Below are 19,625 nucleotides of genomic sequence, written 5' to 3'. Positions count from 1 at the left end.
ATAATGAACCCGAATCGCAATTTTTAAATGAAAAGAACATTACTTATTACTTTCGTATTATTGTTTCAACTTTGTTTTTCTAAACCAATAACGGAAACTCAAAAATTAGCCGCAACGTGCAAAGTTTGGGGCTTTTTAAAATACTATCATCCAAATGTTGCTAAAGGAAATTTTAATTGGGACGACCAGCTTTTTAAAGTTTTGCCAAAAATAGAAGAGGCAAAAACAGATATACAGTTTTCAAATGTTATAGAAAAATGGATTAATTCTTTGGGTAAGGTTAAAGCTTATAAAGCAGAACTTCCAAATGAAGAAATAGATTATTTTGACAAAAATTTTGATCTTTCTTGGACACAAAATACAGTACTGTTCTCTAAGAGTCTCTGTCAAAAACTAAAATTTATTGAGCAAAATAGAATTCAGGGAAAACAATATTATGTTGAGAGTGGTGTTGAGTTTACAAATGAAGTAGAATACGATTTATTCGATGATAAAGATAAAAACTTTCGACTTTTAGCTTTGTTTCGCTTCTGGAATTATGTCGAATATTTTTTTCCATACAAATATCAAATGGATCAAAACTGGGATTTAGCTCTAACCGAACTTTTGCCAAGAACAATTAATCCTGTTTCAGAAGTAGATTTTTATTTGTTGCTCAAAGAAATGAGTGCGAAATTAAATGATACTCATGCTTTGTTTGGAGCAAATAAATTATTCGAAATTTTTGGATGGAATTCGGTTCCTTTCGAGTTTAAATTTATTGGAAATAAAGCTATTGTTACCGGTTTTAAAAATGATTCTTTGTCTGCTATAAATGATATAAAAATAGGCGACGTTATCACAAAAATACAAGGAAGGTCAATAGATGTTCTCATAAAAGAAAATTTAAAATATGCCGAAGGATCGAATTATCCTGCGCAATTAAATCATTTAGAATGGCCAATTTTTAGTCAAAAATCTAATGTTTCAGAAATTGAATTTGTGAGAGATGGCAAAATAGGAGTAAAAGAAATTAATTATTATGAGTATAAAGATTTAAAAATTAATTATGAGAACAATAGTGAGAAATATAAATTCATAGAAAATAATATTGGTTACGCTAATTTGGCTGTCTTAACTCCAGATGACGTTTCTACTATGATGGAGAAGTTTAAAAATGCTAAAGCTATTATTTTCGACATTCGAAACTATCCTCAAGGAACTAATTTTGCAATTGCAGAATATCTAAACCCAGAACCGAAAAATTTTGTAAAATCTATAGATGCTGATTTAAGTTGGCCAGGGCGTTATATTTGGAGAAAAGAAGACACGCCTTGCGGGAAAGTTAATCCGGATTATTTTAAAGGAAACGTAATTCTTTTAGTGAACGAAAAATCGATAAGCCATTCAGAATTTACTGCTATGACACTAATGGTAGCTCCAAAAACGACTATAATTGGTAGTCAGACTGCAGGCACGGATGGAAGAAACTATAGGTTTCAAATTATAAAAGGCCTTTGGACTTCCTTTACAACTTACGGAGTTTTTTATCCAAACAAAAAAGAAGTGCAACGTATAGGGATTGTTCCGGATATTGAAGTGAAGCCTAGTATTTTAGGCATTCAGCAAGGAAAAGATGAAATTCTAGATCGAGCGATTCTTTTTGCTAAAGATGGTAAATAATAAATTGTAAATCTTTGTCAAGGTTTTAAATTTTGACAAAGATGTTTTTTACATCTTTAAATAAAAACTTTTAGTCAATTCAATATACTCTGGTGTATAAACATGACGATCGATTTCGATAACAAGTTCGTCGATTTCAATTTGAGAAACTTCATTTCGGCTAAAAGCCAATAAACTACGTTTTATTTCAGATTTTGGAGTTCCTTTTACTCGCGTAATTTTAAAAGGATATAATTCTGCTTCTTTAGCTAGAGCAACAAATTTTTCTTCTTCTCTGAAAGGAAGAATAACTGCTAAAACTCCGTTTTCTGAAAGCAATAAATCGGCAGCTTCAACAATTTCTTCAAAAGGCATTGCATCTTGAAAACGCGCTAAATCGCGTTGTTCATTATCTGTTTTGTAGTCTTCAGCATAAAAAGGCGGATTCGAAACAATTAAATCATATTCGTCTTCTGGTTCTTCAATAAATTCATCTAAACCAGCATGAAAACAAAATAAACGATCGCCCCAAGGAGAACTTTCGAAATTTTCTACCGCTTGTTCGTAAGCGTTTTCATCAATTTCTAGAGCATCAATTTGTTCCGCATGAGTTCTCTGTGCTAGCATTAAAGCAATAATTCCTGTTCCAGCGCCAACATCTAAAACACTAAATGGATTATGATGAATGGGAGCCCAAGCGCCAAGTAAAACACCATCAGTGCCTACTTTCATAGCGGTTTTGTCTTGTTTAACAGAAAATTGCTTGAATGAAAACATTGGAGTATATAATTGAATTTAAAAGTTTATGATGCAGCTAGAAAACTGAACACTAAAAACTGAGACTGAACACTAAATTAAAGGTACATCTCCACAAGACCTTCAGGGAGATCCATGATTACTTTTTTGTTCTCACGATCAATTTTTACAAGGAAATTATCAATCATTGGAACTAAGATTTCAACTTCACCATTTAAAACTTCAAAAAGAGGCTGGGCAGTTGAATCGTTGATAGAAGTTATTTTTCCGAAAACACCTAAACGCTGGTCTTCGATTTCGAAGCCAATAACTTCGTGGAAATAAAATTTGTTACCGGTAAGTTTTGGCAACATAGTTAAAGGAAGGTAGATTGCATTTCCTAATAAAGCATCTGCATCTTCTTCGGTATTTACATCTTCAAAACGAACTCTTAGAAAGTCGTTTTTGTGTAATGAACTTGTTTCAATAAAAAAAGGAACCAAGTGTTTGTTGTGTTCAACAAACACTGATTCCAGATTTTCGTATAACTCAGGCTCATCTGTATCTAAATAGACCAAGACTTCACCTTTGAAACTAAATTTTTTAGCGATTTTACCTAAATAAAAACAGTCTTCTTTACGCATTATCGCTAAGTAAAATTATGCTTCAGTTGTTTCGTTATTCTCTTCAGCAGCAGGAGCTTCTTCAGTAGCTTCAGCAACTTCTTCTGTAGCCTCAGTAGCTTGTGCAGCAGCTTCAGCTTCAGCTTGTGCAGCAGCAGCATCAGCAACACGTTTAGCGTTAACTTCTTGCTCAGCTTTTAAAGATTTTGCTTTAGCATCAGCTTTTGCTTTAGATAAACCATCTTTTTTAGCATCAACTTTACCAGCTTTTGATTCTAACCAAGCAGTTAATTTAGCATCTGCTTGCTCTTGTGTTAAAGCACCTTTACGAACTCCTCCATCAAGGTGGTGTTTCAATAAAGCACCTTTGTAAGAAAGGATAGCTCTTGCAGTATCAGTTGGTTGAGCACCATTGTGTAACCATTTTACTGCGCTGTCAAGGTTTAACTCAACAGTTGCTGGGTTAGTATTTGGATTGTAAGTACCGATTTTCTCTAAGTATTTACCATCTCTTTTTGAGCGTGCATCTGCAGCTACTACCCAGTAAAAAGGTTTTCCTTTTTTACCGTGTCTTTGTAATCTAATTTTTACTGACATAATCTAGTGATTAAATTTTGAGGTACTCGACCTCTGTTAATTAAGGGCGCAAAGATATAATTTTTTTATGAAAAACACGTTTTAAAGAAGATTAAATATACTTGAGTTGTTTTTTTAGCATTTTTTTGACTTTTTAATTTAAGTATTTAGTTCTTAATGCAATACTTTTGCATCAAATTCATTTTAAACATGAAAAAATACTTTTACTTTTTATCATTTTTACTTTTACTTATCTCTTGTACAGAAGATGTAAGATTTAATAATCCAGCTTTTCAGACTTTAAAAGACAATAATTTTTGGAGGGCTCAAGCTTATGAAGCAGGAACAGAATCGAACGGAACTTTTGTTATACATGGTTCTCTAGGGAATGAACAAATAAGTTTTAAACTTCCTGCGCCAACTGTAAAGACCTATGTTTTAGGCATAGATGATGTTACAAAAGCGACTTATAAAAACACTTATAAAGGACAAGAAGCAGAATTTAGTACAGGAGCTGCCAAAGGAAGCGGGCAAATTGTCGTGACGGAATATAATACGGAAGAAAAAACTATTTCGGGAACGTTTAAATTTACTGTAATTAATACTGATCCTAGTGCTGAGAAGCAGGAAATGCACTTTTCTGAAGGTGTTTTTTATAAAATTCCAGTTGCGCCAGAAGGGAATTTTGTTCCCGTTGATTAAGTTATTCGTCTGAATTTATTTTGCAAAATCAAAATAAAAACTTAAATAAACTAATATATAGTAGATTACAGAATAATAAGACTACATTTGCTTATTATTATAAATAAATATCTATGAATATTTTTGTTGGAAGCCTTCCATTCAGTATTGAGGAAGCAGATTTAAGAGAGTCTTTTGAGGCTTATGGAACAGTTGACTCTGTTAAAATTATTACTGATAAATTTACTGGAAGAAGTAAAGGATTTGGTTTTGTTGAAATGCCAAATGATGCAGAGGCTCAAAAAGCAATCGATGAATTGAACGGTGCTGTAGTTTCAGGTCGTACAATCGTTGTAAATAAATCTGAACCTAAACCAGAAGGCGAAAGAAGAAGTTTTAATAACAACCGCGGAGGAAACGATCGTGGTGGTTACGGAAACAACCGTGGCGGAGATCGCGGAAACAGAAGAGAATATTAATGTTTTTTTTCTAAAATATAAAAGGGATCAACGAAAGTTGATCCCTTTTTTTATTTCAGGTTTTATTTGTTTCAAGTTTCACGTTCCAGCAACCTGAAACTTGAAACCTGAAACTTGAAACCTGAAACAAAATAAACTGTTATACGTTCGCAGCTAACCAGTCACCAACTTCTTTGGTGCCGTATGCTTTTCCGCCATTAGCCAAATCTTCAGTAACTACTCCAGCTTCTAAAGCCTTGTTTACAGCATCTCTCATCGCTTTTCCTTCTTCCATCAATCCGAAGTTTTCGAACATCATGGCAGCAGATAAAATAGTAGCCATTGGGTTTGCTATGTTTAATCCTGTAGCTTGTGGGTAAGAACCGTGAATAGGTTCAAATAAAGATACTTCAGCTCCCATAGACGCAGAAGGCATTAATCCCATTGAACCTGAAATTACAGAAGCTTCATCAGTTAAAATATCTCCAAATAAGTTCTCCGTAATCAATACATCATAAGAGTTTGGCCATTGAACCAAACGCATAGCAACCGCATCAACAAATTCGTAGCTTACTTCAACTTCTGGATAGTCTTTTTCCATTGCTTGAACTGTTTCTCTCCACAAACGTGAAGTTTCCAAAACGTTTGCTTTGTCAACGCAGCACAATTTTTTAGAACGAGTCATGGCTAATTCGAAACCTTTTTTAGCTAAACGCTGTACTTCGGCTCTTGTGTAAACACAATTGTCGTAGGCTGTATCTCCGTTGTCTTTTCTTCCTTTTTCACCAAAGTAAATTCCTCCAGTTAATTCTCTTAAGAAAACTAAATCAGTTCCTTCAATTCTTTCTCTTTTTAAAGGAGATTTATCTAATAAAGATGGGAATGTAAAAGTAGGTCTTACGTTTGCGAACAAACCTAATGCTTTACGCATTTTTAATAAACCTTGCTCTGGACGTACTGGTGCAGAAGGATCGTTATCGTATTTTGGGTGACCGATTGCTCCAAAAAGAACGGCATCAGCATTTTTACAAACTTCGTGTGTTGAATCTGGATAAGGCTCTCCCACTGCATCAATTGCAGCAGCACCGGTTAAAGCTGGTTTCCAAGTGATTTCATGTCCGAACTTTTTTGCAATAGCATCAGATACTTTTACTGCTTCATTTATTACTTCTGGTCCGATTCCGTCGCCGGCTAAAAGGGCTATGTTTAATTTCATTCTATATGTGTTATTAAGGTTCAAAGTGACAAAGTTGCAAAGGTTCAAAGTTTTAAAAGCAGGTATAAACCTTTGTCGCTTTGTCACTTTGAACCTTTGCACCTATTATTAAGTTATAATGTTAAGCATTTTTTGCGTTGCAATAATCGCTGCAACGGTTTGATCTGAATCTAATCCGCGGGTTTTGAATTCTTTTCCGTTGTTGACCCATGTAATAATGGTTTCGCACAATGCATCAGAACTACTTCCCGGTGGGATTCTTACCGCATAATCAATTAATTTCGGAAGCGTTAATTTTTTGCTTTTGTAAATCTTGGATAAAGCATTCATAAAAGCATCAAACTGACCGTCTCCTTGTGCATTTTCTTCGATTATTTCTCCGTTTAAATTTAAAGATAAAGTCGTAGATGGGCGCATTCCTTTAGAATGAACCAGCATATAAGAATTTATAGTTATTTTTTCTTCGTAAGTATGACTGTCCAAAACATCCGAAATAATGTATGGAAGATCTTCTTTTGTTACGGTTTCTTTTTTGTCGCCTAGTTCAATAATTCTTTGGGTAACCAATTTTAAATCTTCGTTGTTTAGTTTTAAACCTAATTCCTGAAGATTTTTTTCAATATTGGCTTTTCCTGAAGTTTTTCCTAGGGCATATTTTCTTTTTCTTCCAAAACGTTCCGGAAGAAGATCGTTAAAATACAAGTTGTTTTTGTTGTCACCGTCGGCGTGAATTCCAGCTGTTTGTGTAAAAACATTATCACCAACAATAGGTTTGTTGGCAGGAATTCTGTAGCCTGTAAAAGTTTCTACCAACTTGCTTACAGAATACAGAGAAGTTTCTTTTACATTGATGTTTACTTGTGGCAAATAATCGTTAATTACGGCAACAGTACTTTCAAGAGGTGCGTTTCCAGCACGTTCTCCCATTCCGTTTACCGTTACATGAAGTCCGTTGATTCCAGCTTTTATCGCTTCCATAACATTAGCAACGCTTAAATCGTAGTCGTTATGTGCGTGGAAATCAAAGTGAATGTTTGGATATTTTGCTCTGATTTTTGAAATAAACTCAAAAGTTAGAGATGGAATTAAAACGCCTAAAGTATCAGGAAGTAAAACTCTTTTAATTGGCTGAGTTGCTAAGAAATCTAGGAATTGAAAAACGTAATCTGGAGAATTTCGCATTCCGTTGCTCCAGTCTTCCAGATAAACATTAGTTTCTATATTGTTTTCTTTTGCTAAAACAATGATTTGAGCTATTTCAGAAAAATGTTGTTCAGGAGTCTTTTTTAATTGATGCGTTAAGTGATTCATTGAACCTTTGGTCAATAAATTTTGAACTTTAGCGCCAGCTTTTTTCATCCAGTCAATTGAAACGCCTCCGTCAACAAACGTTAGCACTTCAATTCTTTCAATATAGCCTCTTTCTTCAGCCCAAGAAGTAATACCTTTTACGGCCTGAAATTCTCCTTCGCTTACGCGGGCAGAAGCAATTTCGATTCTATCAATATTTAATTCCTCCAACAATAATTGCGCAATGGTTAGTTTTTCTGCAGCAGAAAATGATACTCCTGAGGTTTGTTCACCATCACGAAGCGTCGTATCCATTATTTCAATTTTTCTTTTTTCCATATTGATATTCTATAATTCTAATGTAATTTGACGCAGATTTTACGGATTTGCTATCGCAAAGACGCAGATTGACGCGGATTTTAACTTTAGCTAAAAAATAAAAATCTGTTTTTTTCCGCGTCTTTGCGATAGCAAATCAGTTTTATCCGCGTCCTATTTTTTCTCATTTAATTTAGAAAGACCCGACTGGTTTTTGAAACCTGTCGGGTCTAATATCCTGAATGAGATTTCTATTTAGTAAGGAAGTTTATCAGCAAAAGCTTTAATATCTTCCTTCATATCTTGTAAGTAATCAATGTCGTCAAAACCATTAATCATATTGTTCTTTTTGTAACCGTTGATAGCAAAAGATTCTTGCTGACCAGTCGACAATAAAGTAATCGTTTGGTTTGGAAGATTGATTTCTAATTCTGTTTTAGGATCAGCTTCAATTGCTTTGAAAATAGTTTCAGCAAATTCTGGACTAATTTGTACTGGCAAAACACCAATATTCAAGCAGTTCCCTTTGAAGATATCCGCAAAAAAACTAGAAACTACAGCACGGAATCCATAATCGTAAACTGCCCATGCAGCATGCTCTCTTGAAGATCCAGAACCGAAGTTTTTTCCTCCAACCAAAATTTTTCCAGAGTAAGTCGAATCGTTTAAAACGAAATCTGCTTTTGGAGTGTCATCCCCGTTATATCTCCAGTCTCTAAAAAGGTTGTCTCCAAAACCTTCACGTTTTGTAGCTTTTAAGAAACGAGCTGGAATGATTTGATCTGTATCAACGTTCTCAATTGGCAGTGGCACTGCACTGCTGGTAAGTATAGTAAATTTATCGTATGCCATTTTGATTTTTGATTTTAGATTAACGATTTCTGATTTTAGATTTGTTTTTGTATCTTAAAATTGTAATCGTTAATGTTTTTTTGTAAAATGTAAATTGAAATTTTAGAAGATTTTTTAATGAAGCGTATCGAAATCTGAAATCAAAAATCGTTAATCTTCATTCCTAAATCTTTAAAAAAGCTCTCTCGGATCTGTTAATTTTCCTGTAACAGCAGCTGCAGCAGCCATAATTGGAGAAGCTAAAAGCGTTCTTGAACCAGGACCTTGACGACCTTCAAAGTTTCTGTTTGAAGTACTTACTGCATATTTTCCAGCAGGAACTTTATCATCGTTCATTGCTAAACAAGCAGAACATCCCGGCTGACGTAATACGAAACCAGCTTCAGTCAAAATATCTAAAATTCCTTCTTCTTTAATCTGTGCTTCAACAACGTGAGAACCTGGAACTAACCAAGCCGTAACATTATCTGCTTTTTTTCTTCCTTTTACAATTTCAGCGAAAGCTCTAAAATCTTCAATACGTCCGTTTGTACAACTTCCTAAGAAAACATAATCGATTTGTTTTCCGATCATTACGTCATCTTCGTTGAAGCCCATGTAAGCCAAAGATTTTTTGTAAGTTTCCTCACCGCCTTCAACTTGATTTGCACTTGGGATATGTTTTGTGATACCAATTCCCATTCCAGGGTTTGTACCATAAGTAATCATTGGTTCGATGTCTTCAGCTTTGATGTTTAATTCAGCATCAAATACAGCATCAGCATCAGTTTTAAGCGTTTTCCAGTATTCAACAGCTTTTGTCCAAGCTTCTCCTTTTGGAGCGTAAAGTCTTCCTTCTAAGAAATCGAAAGTAGTTTGGTCAGGAGCAATCATTCCTCCACGAGCACCCATTTCGATACTTAAATTACAAACTGTCATACGACCTTCCATAGTCATGTTTTCAAAAACATCACCAGCATATTCAACAAAATATCCTGTTCCTCCAGAAGTAGTTAATTGAGCGATAATATAAAGTGCAACGTCTTTTGGACCAACACCTTTGCTTAATTGACCGTTTACGTTAATACGCATTTTTTTTGGTTTTGGCTGCATAATGCATTGAGTAGAAAGCACCATTTCAACCTCAGATGTTCCGATACCAAAAGCAATTGCTCCAAAAGCACCATGAGTAGACGTATGCGAATCTCCGCATACAATAGTAGCACCTGGCAAAGTAATTCCGTTTTCAGGACCCACTACGTGTACAATTCCATTTTTTTGGTGACCTAATCCCCAGTGCGAAATTCCGTATTCGTTAGCATTATCTTCAAGAGCCTGAAGCTGGTTAGCAGAAAGCGGATCCTGAACTGGTAAATGTTGGTTTATGGTTGGTGTATTGTGGTCTGCAGTTGCAAAAGTACGTTGTGGGTATAAAACGTTAACGCCTCTTGACTTTAATCCTAAAAAAGCAACAGGACTCGTAACTTCATGAATGAAATGGCGGTCAATAAAAAACACATCTGGTCCATCTTCAATTTTACGCACTACATGTGAATCCCATACTTTGTCAAATAATGTCTTACTCATTTTTTATTTTTTTTAATTGTAATTTCTATAACCACAGCAATTTCCTGTTCATTATAATAGCAAAACAAAAGTAAAAAAAGATAAAAAAGCGTCAATTTCGATATTTCATTATATACGATACCCAAACTAATTTACAAATTGCCAAACGGCTTTTGCAGACTAAAATTTGAAAGAAAAATGATGAAGAAACTGATTTGCTTTTTCTTTTTCGCCTTTAATTTTACCTGATTGTTTTTTGTTTTAATAGTTTGCAAATTTATCTCAAAATCAATATAAAATATAAGAATTTAATTGAAAAAATCTAACAAAATGAATAAAAATAGTAATAATTGTTAGTTTTGAAATCTCTGCTTAAAAGAGGTTTTTTGAGTTTTTTATCGCTTTTAAAGGAGTTTTTTGGACATTATTTAGATTCAATAAACAGTCTAAATACTACGACATCCAAGAGGTGTATTTTTATGAAATTTTATGATTTTTTAAGACCGAAATTGATTTTTTGAAGACAATAATTTTTAAAATTAATTCAACGAATTTTTAAATTCTAATGGAGTAAGACTGGTTTTCTTTTTGAATAATTTACTAAATGATTGCGGATATTCAAAACCTAATTGATAAGCAATTTCTGCTACCGAAAGATTAGTCGTAATCAAGAAATCCTTTGATTTTTCTATTAATTTCGAATGAATATGCTGTTGCGCATTTAATCCGGTTAAATTACGAAGCATATCGCTTAAATAATGACTAGAAACATTAATCTGCGAAGCCAGAAATTCTACTGTTGGCAATCCTTTTTTCAAGGTTTCTGCATTGCTAATGTAGTTGTCTAAAGTTTCTTCAACTTTTAATAATAAATCGTGGCTGATGGTTTTTCTGGTAATGAACTGGCGTTTGTAAAAACGATTGCTGTAATTCAGGAGAACATCTATATAAGAAACAATCACATCTTGACTCATTTCGTCAATTGCCGTGTTAAGTTCGTTGTCGATACTTTTTAATAATCCAATAATTATTGTTTTTTCATTGTCCGAAAGATGCAGTGCCTCATTGGTGTCATAAGAAAAGAAACCGTATTTTTTGATGCTTTTTCCCAAGGGAGAATTTCGAATAAAATCAGGATGGAATAAAAGCGTATAACCGCCATATTCGGCACCTTCTTCATTTTCGGTAAAAATTAATTGATTAGGAGAAGCAAACAGGAGTCCGCCTTCATTAAAATCGTAATAACCCTGACCGTAACCCATTTTTCCGTTGGTCGAAAACTTATAAGATACCTTATAGAAATCAAGCAAAAAGGCATGATTCGCTAAATCTCCATTAATGACCAATTGTGTATTGTCTACCAAACTCACCATCGGATGAAGCGGTTTTGGCAATCGAAGCAGGTCATGAAACTGCGATATAGAAGAGATTTTTTCTGGATTATTGTTTTTCTTTTCCATGATATAAAAATAAGAAAATTAAAAGACTAATGAGGCTTTCCAAAAAGTATTAAACAAGCTCCTTGATTTATGAAAGATCAGCTTCGGAGAAGCGAAATATTTATAGAAATCGTATTTGTTGTTGAGAGCAAAGCTCCAGCGGAGCGACATCTGTATTGCAATAAATATGTCGCTCCGCTGGAGCTTAAAAAAAGAATATTGAAAGCTTTTTGGACAGCCTTATTAGGAGTTATTATGCTCCAAGAAACTGTTTTCCAAATTTGGTGCGGAAAGTTTCAGCGCCTAATTCTAATCGTTGGTTGTAAAGTGCTTTTGCGTCTTCTCCAGCAACATATCTTAATTGATTTTTTCCGTCGGTTGCTGCTTCATAAACTACATCGGCAATTTGCTCTGGAGTTGATGCCATTTCAAACATCGTGTCAACACTTGCAAACATACTGTTGGTCATGGCCTCGTATTCGGGTTTTGCTCCTGTATCAAGAGAGCCATGCAGAAATTCAGTTTTAATACCACCCGGAGAAACCGTTTTAATATGTACGCCAAACGGATTTAATTCGTAAGCCATACTTTCGCTCCAGCCTTCCAATCCCCATTTCGTTGCGTGATAAACAGATCCTAAAGGGAAAGCAATTAATCCGCCAATAGAAGTTGTTGAGATAAATAAACCGCTTTTTCTTTCTCTGAAATACGGAATAAAAGCATTGGTAACTCGAATAACTCCCAATAAGTTAGTGTTTAATTGTTTGGTGATCTGATCGTCAGAAAGACTTTCCAAGGGGCCAATTAATCCATATCCCGCATTATTAAAAACAACGTCAATATCGCTTAATTTAATGGCTTTTTGAACTGTAGTTTTTATCTGTTCGTAATTGGTAACGTCTAATGGCAAAAGTGTTACATTTTTTAATTGAGAAAGTTCTGTTTCCTTTTCTGGAGTTCTCATAGTTGCAATTACATTCCATCCTTTTTCGTGGAATAGTTTTGCTGTTGCTTTTCCTAAACCTGATGATGCGCCTGTAATAAAAATTGTTTTCATGATTATTGTTTTTTTAATTGTTATAATTTGATGAAGCAAAGTTCAGGATACACTGCAGATTAAAAGTGTTCATTTTGGTGCAATGAGTATCCAAAATGAATAATTGAAGTTTTTAAGAGAAAACAAATGATTTTTTAAGGTTTTTGTCGCTCTTTCATAATCATGTTAAAAATGCTTTTGTTAACAACTTTCGCTTCTTTATTTCTCTAAAAAAAGCGTAAATTTGAATTCCTCCGATTTTTCATTTCGCATTTTGTTATGTTTCATGTTGTCAATGTTTTGCAATGTGTAAGATTTGAGATTTGGATCTTTAAAATTTGACTTTTACAACTCTATGTATTTAATATTCGATACTGAAACAACCGGATTACCAAAACGCTGGGATGCCCCGATAACCGATTCTGATAACTGGCCTCGCTGTATACAAATTGCGTGGCAGCTTCATGATGAAATGGGACAGCTTATAGAACATCAGGATTATTTGGTAAAACCAGAAGGATTTAATATTCCGTATGATGCCGAGCGTATTCACGGAATTTCAACTGAATTAGCTGAAGCCGATGGAATCACTTTGGCCGAAGTTCTGGAGAAATTCAATATTGCTTTAAGCAAAACCAAATTTATCGTTGGACAAAATTTAGGTTTCGACGTTAATATTATGGGAGCCGAATTCCATAGAATGGGAGTGGAGTCTCAAATGAGTTCAATGCCTGTTTTGGATACTTGTACCGAAGTTACTGCTTCGTTACTGCAGCTACCTGGAGGTCGTGGAGGAAAATTCAAACTTCCGACTTTGACCGAATTACACAGCTATCTTTTCGATCAGCCTTTCGCAGAAGCGCACAATGCAACTGCCGACGTTGAGGCAACTACGCGTTGTTTCTTGGAATTGGTTAGAAGAGAAATTTTTACAAAAGAAGAATTAGACGTTCCGAAGGAATATTTCAAAGAATTTCAGGAAAGAAATGCTGAGCCATTTAAGTTAATTGGTTTAAAACATATCAACTTAAAAGCAGCTTCTGATAAAATCAGAGAGCAGCTTAAAGCTTTAGCTGGAGAAGGGCAGCAAAATGTCGTTTCAGAAGAAGATAAAGCCGATTTTAAAGCGGCAAAATTTTCGCATTTACACAATCATACGCAGTTTTCGGTACTTCAATCGACTATCGGAATTGGGAATATAGTTGCCGCTGCCGCTAAAAACGGAATGCCAGCCGTTGCCATGACCGATACTGGAAATATGATGGGAGCTTTCCATTTTGTGAGTGCTGTAATGAACCACAACAAAGCGGCTTCTGGAAAAAATAAAGCTTTGGTTGAAGCTGGAGAAGAACCAACAGAAACCGAAGTAAAACCCATTGTTGGTTGTGAGTTTAATATCTGCGAAAACCATTTAGATAAAAGCAAAAAAGACAACGGTTATCAGGTTGTTTTAATGGCTAAAAATAAAGCGGGTTATCACAACTTGGCTAAAATGGCTTCGATTGCTTATACAAACGGATTTTATTATGTTCCTAGGATTGACCGCGCGATTGTGGAGCAATATAAGGGAGATATTATGGTTTTGTCGGGGAATTTATACGGAGAGATTCCGAGTAAAATTCTGAATATTGGTGAGAACCAAGCCGAAGAAGCTCTGATTTGGTGGAAAGAACAATTTGGCGAAGATTTCTATCTAGAAGTGATGCGCCACAATCAGGAAGATGAAAATCGTGTCAATAAAACCCTGATTGAGTTTTCAAAAAAACATGATGTTAAGTTAATTGCGACAAATAACACCTATTACTTAAATAAAGAAGATGCCAATGCGCACGATATTTTACTTTGTGTAAAAGACGGTGAAAAGCAGGCAACGCCTATTGGACGCGGACGTGGTTATCGCTACGGACTTCCAAATCAGGAATACTATTTCAAGTCGCAAGACGAGATGAAAAAACTCTTCGCCGATTTGCCCGAAGCGATTATCAATATTCAGGAAATTATAGATAAGGTCGAAATATATTCACTTTATCGTGATGTATTGCTTCCAAAATTTGATATTCCAGAAGAATTTATGGTGCCGGAAGATGAAGAAGATGGTGGTGTAAGAGGAGAAAATAAATACTTGAGACACCTTACTATGGAAGGTGCCAAAAGACGTTATGGCGAAATAACCGAATCGATTCAAGAGCGTTTGGATTTTGAGTTAATGACGATTTCAAACTCGGGTTATCCAGGTTACTTTTTGATTGTACAGGATTTCATTGCCGAAGCTAGAAAAATGGACGTATCGGTAGGGCCAGGTCGTGGATCTGCAGCGGGTTCGGCCGTTGCGTATTGTCTCGGAATTACCAATATTGACCCAATTAAATACGATTTACTTTTTGAGCGTTTCCTAAATCCTGACCGTGTATCGATGCCCGATATTGATATCGACTTTGATGATGAGGGTCGTGGACGTGTAATGGACTACGTAATCAATAAATACGGTCAAAAACAGGTAGCGCAGATTATCACTTATGGTAAAATGGCAACCAAATCGGCAATTCGTGATACGGCGCGTGTATTGGATTTACCATTATTTGAAGCCGATAGAATTGCAAAACTGATTCCGGGAATGATGCCGTCAAAGTGGAATTTGGCGCGTTTTATTTCTGAGAGTGAAGAGGAAGTTAAAAAAGCGCTTCGTTCTGACGAATTTGACAATGTAAAAGAATTAATCGCGATTGCCAATGAAGATGATTTGGCAGGAGAAACCATTCAGCAGGCAAAAATCTTGGAAGGATCGATGCGTAACACGGGAATTCACGCCTGTGGGGTTATCATTACGCCATCGGATATTACAAACTATGTTCCCGTAACGACAGCAAAAGACTCCGATTTATATGTAACACAGTTTGACAACTCGGTTGCAGAAAGTGCCGGATTGCTAAAAATGGATTTCTTGGGTTTGAAGACCCTTACGCTGATAAAAGATACCGTAAAACTGGTAAAATACAGAACAGGAATTGATCTGGATCCAGATAATTTCCCAATCGATGATGAAGAAACGTATGCACTTTTCCAAAGAGGTGAAACCGTTGGGATTTTCCAATACGAGTCACCCGGGATGCAGAAATACATGAAAGACCTGAAACCGACGGTCTTTGGAGATTTAATTGCCATGAATGCATTGTATCGTCCAGGACCTTTGGAATATATTCCATCTTTCGTTCGAAGAAAAAACGGTGACGAAGAAATCAAATACGATTTAGATGCCTGTGCCGAATATTTATCTGAAACCTACGGAATTACGGTTTACCAAGAGCAGGTAATGCTTTTGTCTCAGTCTTTGGCAGGATTTACAAAGGGTGAGGCCGACGTCTTACGTAAAGCGATGGGTAAGAAACAAAAAGACGTACTAGATAAAATGAAGCCTAAGTTTGTGGAACAAGCGGCTGCAAAAGGTCATGATGCAAAGGTTCTAGAGAAAATCTGGAAAGACTGGGAAGCCTTTGCGAGTTATGCCTTCAACAAGTCGCACTCAACTTGTTATGCTTGGATTGCGTACCAAACGGCTTATTTGAAAGCACATTATCCAGCAGAATATATGGCAGCGGTACTTTCGAATAATATGAACGATATCAAACAGGTTTCGTTCTTCATGGAAGAATGTAAACGTATGGGATTACAGGTTTTAGGTCCAGACGTAAACGAATCGTACTATAAATTTACAGTAAATGATGATTACGCGGTTCGTTTCGGAATGGGAGCGATTAAAGGCGTTGGTTCTGGAGCCGTAGAAACAATTGTAGAAAACAGAAAAGACGGAAGATATAAATCAATTTTTGATTTGGCGAAGCGAATTGATTTGCGTGCTGCCAACAAAAAAGCGATTGAAAACTTAGCACTGGCTGGAGGTTTTGATTCTTTTGAAGGAACAACCAGAGCGCAATATTTCCATGACGATGGTGACGGAATTACTTTCTACGAAAAGGCAATGCGTTACGGATCGAAGTTTCAGGAAAACGAAAACTCTTCTCAGGTAAGTTTGTTTGGAGAAACCAGTGAAGTACAAATCGCAGAACCGGTTGTTCCTCCATGTGAAGATTGGAGTACAATGGAAAAACTAGCTAAAGAAAAAGAGGTTGTCGGAATCTACATTTCTGGGCATCCGCTGGATGATTTTAGATTTGAAATGAAATACTTCTGCAACGCTCGATTGGAAGCTTTAAAAAGCATGAATGAATATGTAGGTAAAAATCTAAATTTTGCCGGAATTATCAATAACGTACAGCATCGTGTAGCCAAAAATGGAAAAGGTTGGGCGGCTTTCAACTTAGAAGGGTATGATGAAAGTTATGAGTTTAAGATTTTTGGAGAGGAATATTTAAAATTCCGCCACTTCTTAATTCAGAACAATTTTGCCTTTTTAAAAATATTGATCAAAGACGGATGGGTAAACCATGATACAGGTAAAAAGTCGGATCCTAGAATGCAATTTGTAGAGATTCGTCAGTTGCAGGATATTTTAGAAGCTTTCGCTAAGAAATTGATCGTATTATTGAATATCAAAGATCTTCATCCTGAATTTATTCATAAGCTGAGTCATTTGTTTGCTGAATACAAAGGAGAGAATTCTGTGACTTTTGAAATCATGGAGCTAGAAAAAATAAAGCGATTAGTTGAGGTAGAAACTCCAACCGATTTTGAAGCTGAAGATGCTGTTTTTGAAGCCGAAAATGAAAATGAAGATAGTGCGATGGAAGACACTAAGATTCAAGAGGTAAATGAGGTTGAAGAAATAAAAGTAGTAACCAAATTAACCATGCCGAGCCGTCGTTTGAAGGTTAAAATTTCTGCTGAATTATTGCAGGAGTTGGAGAAAATGCAGATTAATTTTAAATTGAACTAAAAAATTAACAGTTAAAATTTAAACACATGTTAATTTTTTATGTTAAAAATATGCATGCATAATAGTTTTTTAGTAATATTGCCCAAAATTACAACGTTTTCGTTCCAAGTCTAACTTTACAAACTGTAAGAATGTGTTAAAATGTTCTAAGTTTGTACTAATCAATAAATCAAAATTATGAAAAAGAACCTATTTTTATTAGGGTTACTAGTTTGCTCTATGGCCACAATGGCGCAATCAGAAAAAGTAGAAAAACCAGAAAGCTGGTATTTTAAATTGGGTGGATCTTATTTTATTCAAACAGCTGCTACAGAATTTCCAATTGTAAATGGTGCATTGCCTAATACAGATGTTTACGCGGCAGACGGTACAACTTTAATTTCAAGAGAAACAAATCATGGTTCATTTGGAGAAGGATTTCGTACAGGTATAACTGCAGGATATCGTTTTTCAACTCGTTTGGGAGTAGAAGTAGGATTTAACTATTTCAGTAGCGCTAGTAAAACTATGGTTGAAACGACTAACAGATTAGTTGCTGCTGGTCCTGTATTTGCTACTGGAAAAGCAGTAGGAAAAATTCAGGCTTTTGATGTTGCTCCAGCTCTTGTCTTATTTTTAGGAGAATCTAACGGTTTTGAACCTTACACGAAAGTAGGGGTTATTGTACCTGTTCATGGAGATTTGACAATTAAAACAAATAGAACTTATACAACCCCAGCAGGTACTGTCAATAGTTATGCTAAAGATGTAGTAAAACCTAATCCAACAGTTGGATTTTTGGCTGCATTAGGAACATCTTATAAATTAGGAACACACATTGCTGTTTTTGGAGAGTTAGAATACCGTAACTTTACGGTTCACGGAAAAACAAAAGAAACTGAAGTATATACAGAAAATGGAGTAGATAAATTAAATACACCAACTAATTTCCGTCCTGATGCTTCATACTCTGCAAGTCATACGAAATATGTTGATCAAATTAATACAACTTCAAACAGTAAAGTAACTAATGCTGCAGGATTTGATAATACAAGAGCTACAGATGATATTAGTTCTTATGTTGGAATTTCTGGTTTAGGTTTGACTTTAGGTTTAAGATACAGCCTATAATTTTCCAATTTTTTTTATAGTTTACAAAAAGAGGATATTCGAAAGAATATCCTCTTTTTTTTGAGTCTTCTTTGTCATCCTGACGAAGGAAGGATCACACTAGAGACTCGACAAAGATTGACGTCTTAGATTTCGGAGTTTCAAGTGTGATCCTTCCTTCGTCAGGATGACAAATTGTATAATTATAATTTCGAATCTCTAAACTCCTTCAAAACTTGATCAATAACCCAAGTGGTTCTAGCGCCAGAAGTTCCTTTTGATGGAGAAGCATTTTCATTCCCTAAAAGTTCAGCAATAACAGTTTCAATAAACGGCTGTTGAATGTGAAGCGGGTTTTCTATTGTAATGCTTTCTTTTTCTCCATCGGTATATTGAATATGAACGGGATCATTTCCAAAAGTAGAAAACGAGATTTTACCTTTATCGCCTACAATTTCAGTATTATCATAACGTTCAAAACTCGCAAAATTCCATAGACCAGATCCGTGAATTCCGTTTTCAAATAAAAATGACATTGAAACAGCATCTTCGGCAGGATAGGCTTTTAATTGAGAAGTGGCATGTCCGCGAACTGATTTTATCGGACCTAAAACAAAATCTAGAAAATCTAGAGTATGACAGGCAAGATCAACAAAAATTCCACCTCCAGAAATATGTGGCAGAACTGTCCAAGGAAGATTGATTTCGTCATCGTAACGTGCTTCAAAAGGATGATACAAAACACAATTTACGTGTCTAATAGTTCCTAATTTTCCCTGATCGATTATTTCTTTAATTTTTAAAAAACGAGGCAAAGCCCTTCTATAATAAGCAACAAACAAAGGAACATTATGCTCTTTGCAAGCGCTAATCATTTCGTTGCATTCTTCAAATGTCAAAGCCATTGGTTTTTCTACGTAAACAGGTTTTCCAGCTTTGGCGCATAAAATAGTGTATTCTTTATGAGAAGACGGAGGAGTAGCTATATAAACGGCATCAACTTCTGGATCATTTATTAGATCTTCAGCGTTAGAATACCATTTCGGAACATTATGGCGTTTGGCGTAACCTTCGGCAAGAGCCGCATCTCTTCGCATAACTGCAACTAAAGCCGAATTTGGAGCTTTCTGAAAAGCGGGTCCGCTTTTAACTTCGGTTACATTTCCGCAGCCAATAATTCCCCATTTTATAATTTCCATTGTTTAAGTTTTTTAGTTTCTCAAATTTAAAAGAAA

Annotated in this window: 15 protein-coding genes; 5 read left to right on the top strand and 10 right to left on the bottom strand. The window is 35.4% G+C overall.

Annotated features, from left to right (window positions below; translation table 11 throughout):
* The first annotated feature begins 27 nt into the window (after positions 1-27).
* The gene (locus ACFO3N_RS01090; protein ID WP_379794894.1) at positions 28-1,662 is read left to right on the top strand and encodes a S41 family peptidase; all 1,635 of its coding nucleotides are present in this window, start codon (positions 28-30) and stop codon (positions 1,660-1,662) included.
* 48 nt (positions 1,663-1,710) lie between these two features.
* On the opposite strand, the gene ACFO3N_RS01085 is transcribed toward ACFO3N_RS01090, so the two are convergent.
* The 3 genes from ACFO3N_RS01085 to ACFO3N_RS01075 all read right to left on the bottom strand — a co-directional run bounded on the left by ACFO3N_RS01085 (position 1,711) and on the right by ACFO3N_RS01075 (position 3,596).
* Positions 1,711-2,418 carry a tRNA1(Val) (adenine(37)-N6)-methyltransferase gene (locus ACFO3N_RS01085; protein WP_379794893.1) on the bottom strand — a complete coding sequence of 236 codons (708 nt, stop codon included), beginning with the start codon at positions 2,416-2,418 and terminating at the stop codon, positions 1,711-1,713.
* 77 nt (positions 2,419-2,495) lie between these two features.
* Positions 2,496-3,020, bottom strand: a complete 525-nt coding sequence (gene rimM, locus ACFO3N_RS01080; protein ID WP_095929708.1) for a ribosome maturation factor RimM — start codon at positions 3,018-3,020, stop codon at positions 2,496-2,498.
* Between the two features lie 15 nt (positions 3,021-3,035).
* Complete coding sequence (locus ACFO3N_RS01075) at positions 3,036-3,596, bottom strand: 30S ribosomal protein S16 (RefSeq protein WP_248729074.1); 561 nt, start codon at positions 3,594-3,596, stop codon at positions 3,036-3,038.
* Between the two features lie 189 nt (positions 3,597-3,785).
* Here ACFO3N_RS01075 and ACFO3N_RS01070 point away from each other — a divergent pair, with 189 nt between their 5' ends.
* Both ACFO3N_RS01070 and ACFO3N_RS01065 read left to right on the top strand, forming a co-directional pair.
* Complete coding sequence (locus tag ACFO3N_RS01070; protein WP_379794892.1) at positions 3,786-4,277, top strand: DUF6252 domain-containing protein; 492 nt, start codon at positions 3,786-3,788, stop codon at positions 4,275-4,277.
* Positions 4,278-4,390: 113 nt separating this feature from the next.
* Complete coding sequence (locus ACFO3N_RS01065) at positions 4,391-4,735, top strand: RNA recognition motif domain-containing protein (protein WP_250834416.1); 345 nt, start codon at positions 4,391-4,393, stop codon at positions 4,733-4,735.
* 139 nt (positions 4,736-4,874) lie between these two features.
* On the opposite strand, the gene leuB is transcribed toward ACFO3N_RS01065, so the two are convergent.
* From leuB to ACFO3N_RS01035, 6 genes are all read right to left on the bottom strand, one after another.
* Entirely contained in the window at positions 4,875-5,930 is a 1,056-nt protein-coding gene (gene leuB, locus ACFO3N_RS01060) for a 3-isopropylmalate dehydrogenase (RefSeq protein WP_026727055.1), read from the bottom strand.
* Between the two features lie 108 nt (positions 5,931-6,038).
* Positions 6,039-7,559 carry an alpha-isopropylmalate synthase regulatory domain-containing protein gene (locus tag ACFO3N_RS01055; RefSeq protein WP_379794891.1) on the bottom strand — a complete coding sequence of 507 codons (1,521 nt, stop codon included), beginning with the start codon at positions 7,557-7,559 and terminating at the stop codon, positions 6,039-6,041.
* Between the two features lie 234 nt (positions 7,560-7,793).
* Entirely contained in the window at positions 7,794-8,390 is a 597-nt protein-coding gene (leuD, locus tag ACFO3N_RS01050) for a 3-isopropylmalate dehydratase small subunit (protein WP_095929714.1), read from the bottom strand.
* 171 nt (positions 8,391-8,561) lie between these two features.
* Positions 8,562-9,956: a 3-isopropylmalate dehydratase large subunit gene (gene leuC / locus ACFO3N_RS01045; protein WP_229353150.1), complete on the bottom strand. Its 1,395-nt coding sequence runs from the start codon at positions 9,954-9,956 to the stop codon at positions 8,562-8,564.
* A 518-nt stretch (positions 9,957-10,474) separates the two neighbouring features.
* Complete coding sequence (locus ACFO3N_RS01040; RefSeq protein ID WP_379794890.1) at positions 10,475-11,395, bottom strand: helix-turn-helix domain-containing protein; 921 nt, start codon at positions 11,393-11,395, stop codon at positions 10,475-10,477.
* Between the two features lie 232 nt (positions 11,396-11,627).
* Positions 11,628-12,431, bottom strand: coding sequence for an SDR family oxidoreductase (locus ACFO3N_RS01035; RefSeq protein ID WP_379794888.1), 804 nt, complete (start codon positions 12,429-12,431; stop codon positions 11,628-11,630).
* Between the two features lie 334 nt (positions 12,432-12,765).
* Between ACFO3N_RS01035 and dnaE the strand changes: the two genes are divergently transcribed.
* The gene (gene dnaE, locus ACFO3N_RS01030; RefSeq protein WP_379794887.1) at positions 12,766-17,301 is read left to right on the top strand and encodes a DNA polymerase III subunit alpha; all 4,536 of its coding nucleotides are present in this window, start codon (positions 12,766-12,768) and stop codon (positions 17,299-17,301) included.
* Between the two features lie 177 nt (positions 17,302-17,478).
* Positions 17,479-18,411 carry an outer membrane beta-barrel protein gene (locus ACFO3N_RS01025; RefSeq protein ID WP_379794885.1) on the top strand — a complete coding sequence of 311 codons (933 nt, stop codon included), beginning with the start codon at positions 17,479-17,481 and terminating at the stop codon, positions 18,409-18,411.
* Between the two features lie 182 nt (positions 18,412-18,593).
* Here ACFO3N_RS01025 and ACFO3N_RS01020 read toward each other — a convergent pair whose 3' ends face one another.
* Positions 18,594-19,589: a Gfo/Idh/MocA family protein gene (locus ACFO3N_RS01020; RefSeq protein ID WP_379794883.1), complete on the bottom strand. Its 996-nt coding sequence runs from the start codon at positions 19,587-19,589 to the stop codon at positions 18,594-18,596.
* Positions 19,590-19,625: the final 36 nt, after the last annotated feature.

The sequence above is a fragment of the Flavobacterium chungangensis genome (genome assembly GCF_042654045.1).
In the GTDB taxonomy this organism is placed as follows: domain Bacteria; phylum Bacteroidota; class Bacteroidia; order Flavobacteriales; family Flavobacteriaceae; genus Flavobacterium; species Flavobacterium chungangensis.
This window is presented reverse-complemented; position numbering and strand designations above follow the sequence as displayed.

What these genes read in the sequence shown, in the direction of transcription:
- ACFO3N_RS01090 (WP_379794894.1), top strand. Translation starts at nt 28, where the DNA reads ATGAAAAGAACATTACTTATTACTTTCGTATTATTGTTTCAACTTTGT.
- ACFO3N_RS01085 (WP_379794893.1), bottom strand. Translation starts at nt 2,418, where the DNA reads ATGTTTTCATTCAAGCAATTTTCTGTTAAACAAGACAAAACCGCTATG.
- rimM (WP_095929708.1), bottom strand. Translation starts at nt 3,020, where the DNA reads ATGCGTAAAGAAGACTGTTTTTATTTAGGTAAAATCGCTAAAAAATTT.
- ACFO3N_RS01075 (WP_248729074.1), bottom strand. Translation starts at nt 3,596, where the DNA reads ATGTCAGTAAAAATTAGATTACAAAGACACGGTAAAAAAGGAAAACCT.
- ACFO3N_RS01070 (WP_379794892.1), top strand. Translation starts at nt 3,786, where the DNA reads ATGAAAAAATACTTTTACTTTTTATCATTTTTACTTTTACTTATCTCT.
- ACFO3N_RS01065 (WP_250834416.1), top strand. Translation starts at nt 4,391, where the DNA reads ATGAATATTTTTGTTGGAAGCCTTCCATTCAGTATTGAGGAAGCAGAT.
- leuB (WP_026727055.1), bottom strand. Translation starts at nt 5,930, where the DNA reads ATGAAATTAAACATAGCCCTTTTAGCCGGCGACGGAATCGGACCAGAA.
- ACFO3N_RS01055 (WP_379794891.1), bottom strand. Translation starts at nt 7,559, where the DNA reads ATGGAAAAAAGAAAAATTGAAATAATGGATACGACGCTTCGTGATGGT.
- leuD (WP_095929714.1), bottom strand. Translation starts at nt 8,390, where the DNA reads ATGGCATACGATAAATTTACTATACTTACCAGCAGTGCAGTGCCACTG.
- leuC (WP_229353150.1), bottom strand. Translation starts at nt 9,956, where the DNA reads ATGAGTAAGACATTATTTGACAAAGTATGGGATTCACATGTAGTGCGT.
- ACFO3N_RS01040 (WP_379794890.1), bottom strand. Translation starts at nt 11,395, where the DNA reads ATGGAAAAGAAAAACAATAATCCAGAAAAAATCTCTTCTATATCGCAG.
- ACFO3N_RS01035 (WP_379794888.1), bottom strand. Translation starts at nt 12,431, where the DNA reads ATGAAAACAATTTTTATTACAGGCGCATCATCAGGTTTAGGAAAAGCA.
- dnaE (WP_379794887.1), top strand. Translation starts at nt 12,766, where the DNA reads ATGTATTTAATATTCGATACTGAAACAACCGGATTACCAAAACGCTGG.
- ACFO3N_RS01025 (WP_379794885.1), top strand. Translation starts at nt 17,479, where the DNA reads ATGAAAAAGAACCTATTTTTATTAGGGTTACTAGTTTGCTCTATGGCC.
- ACFO3N_RS01020 (WP_379794883.1), bottom strand. Translation starts at nt 19,589, where the DNA reads ATGGAAATTATAAAATGGGGAATTATTGGCTGCGGAAATGTAACCGAA.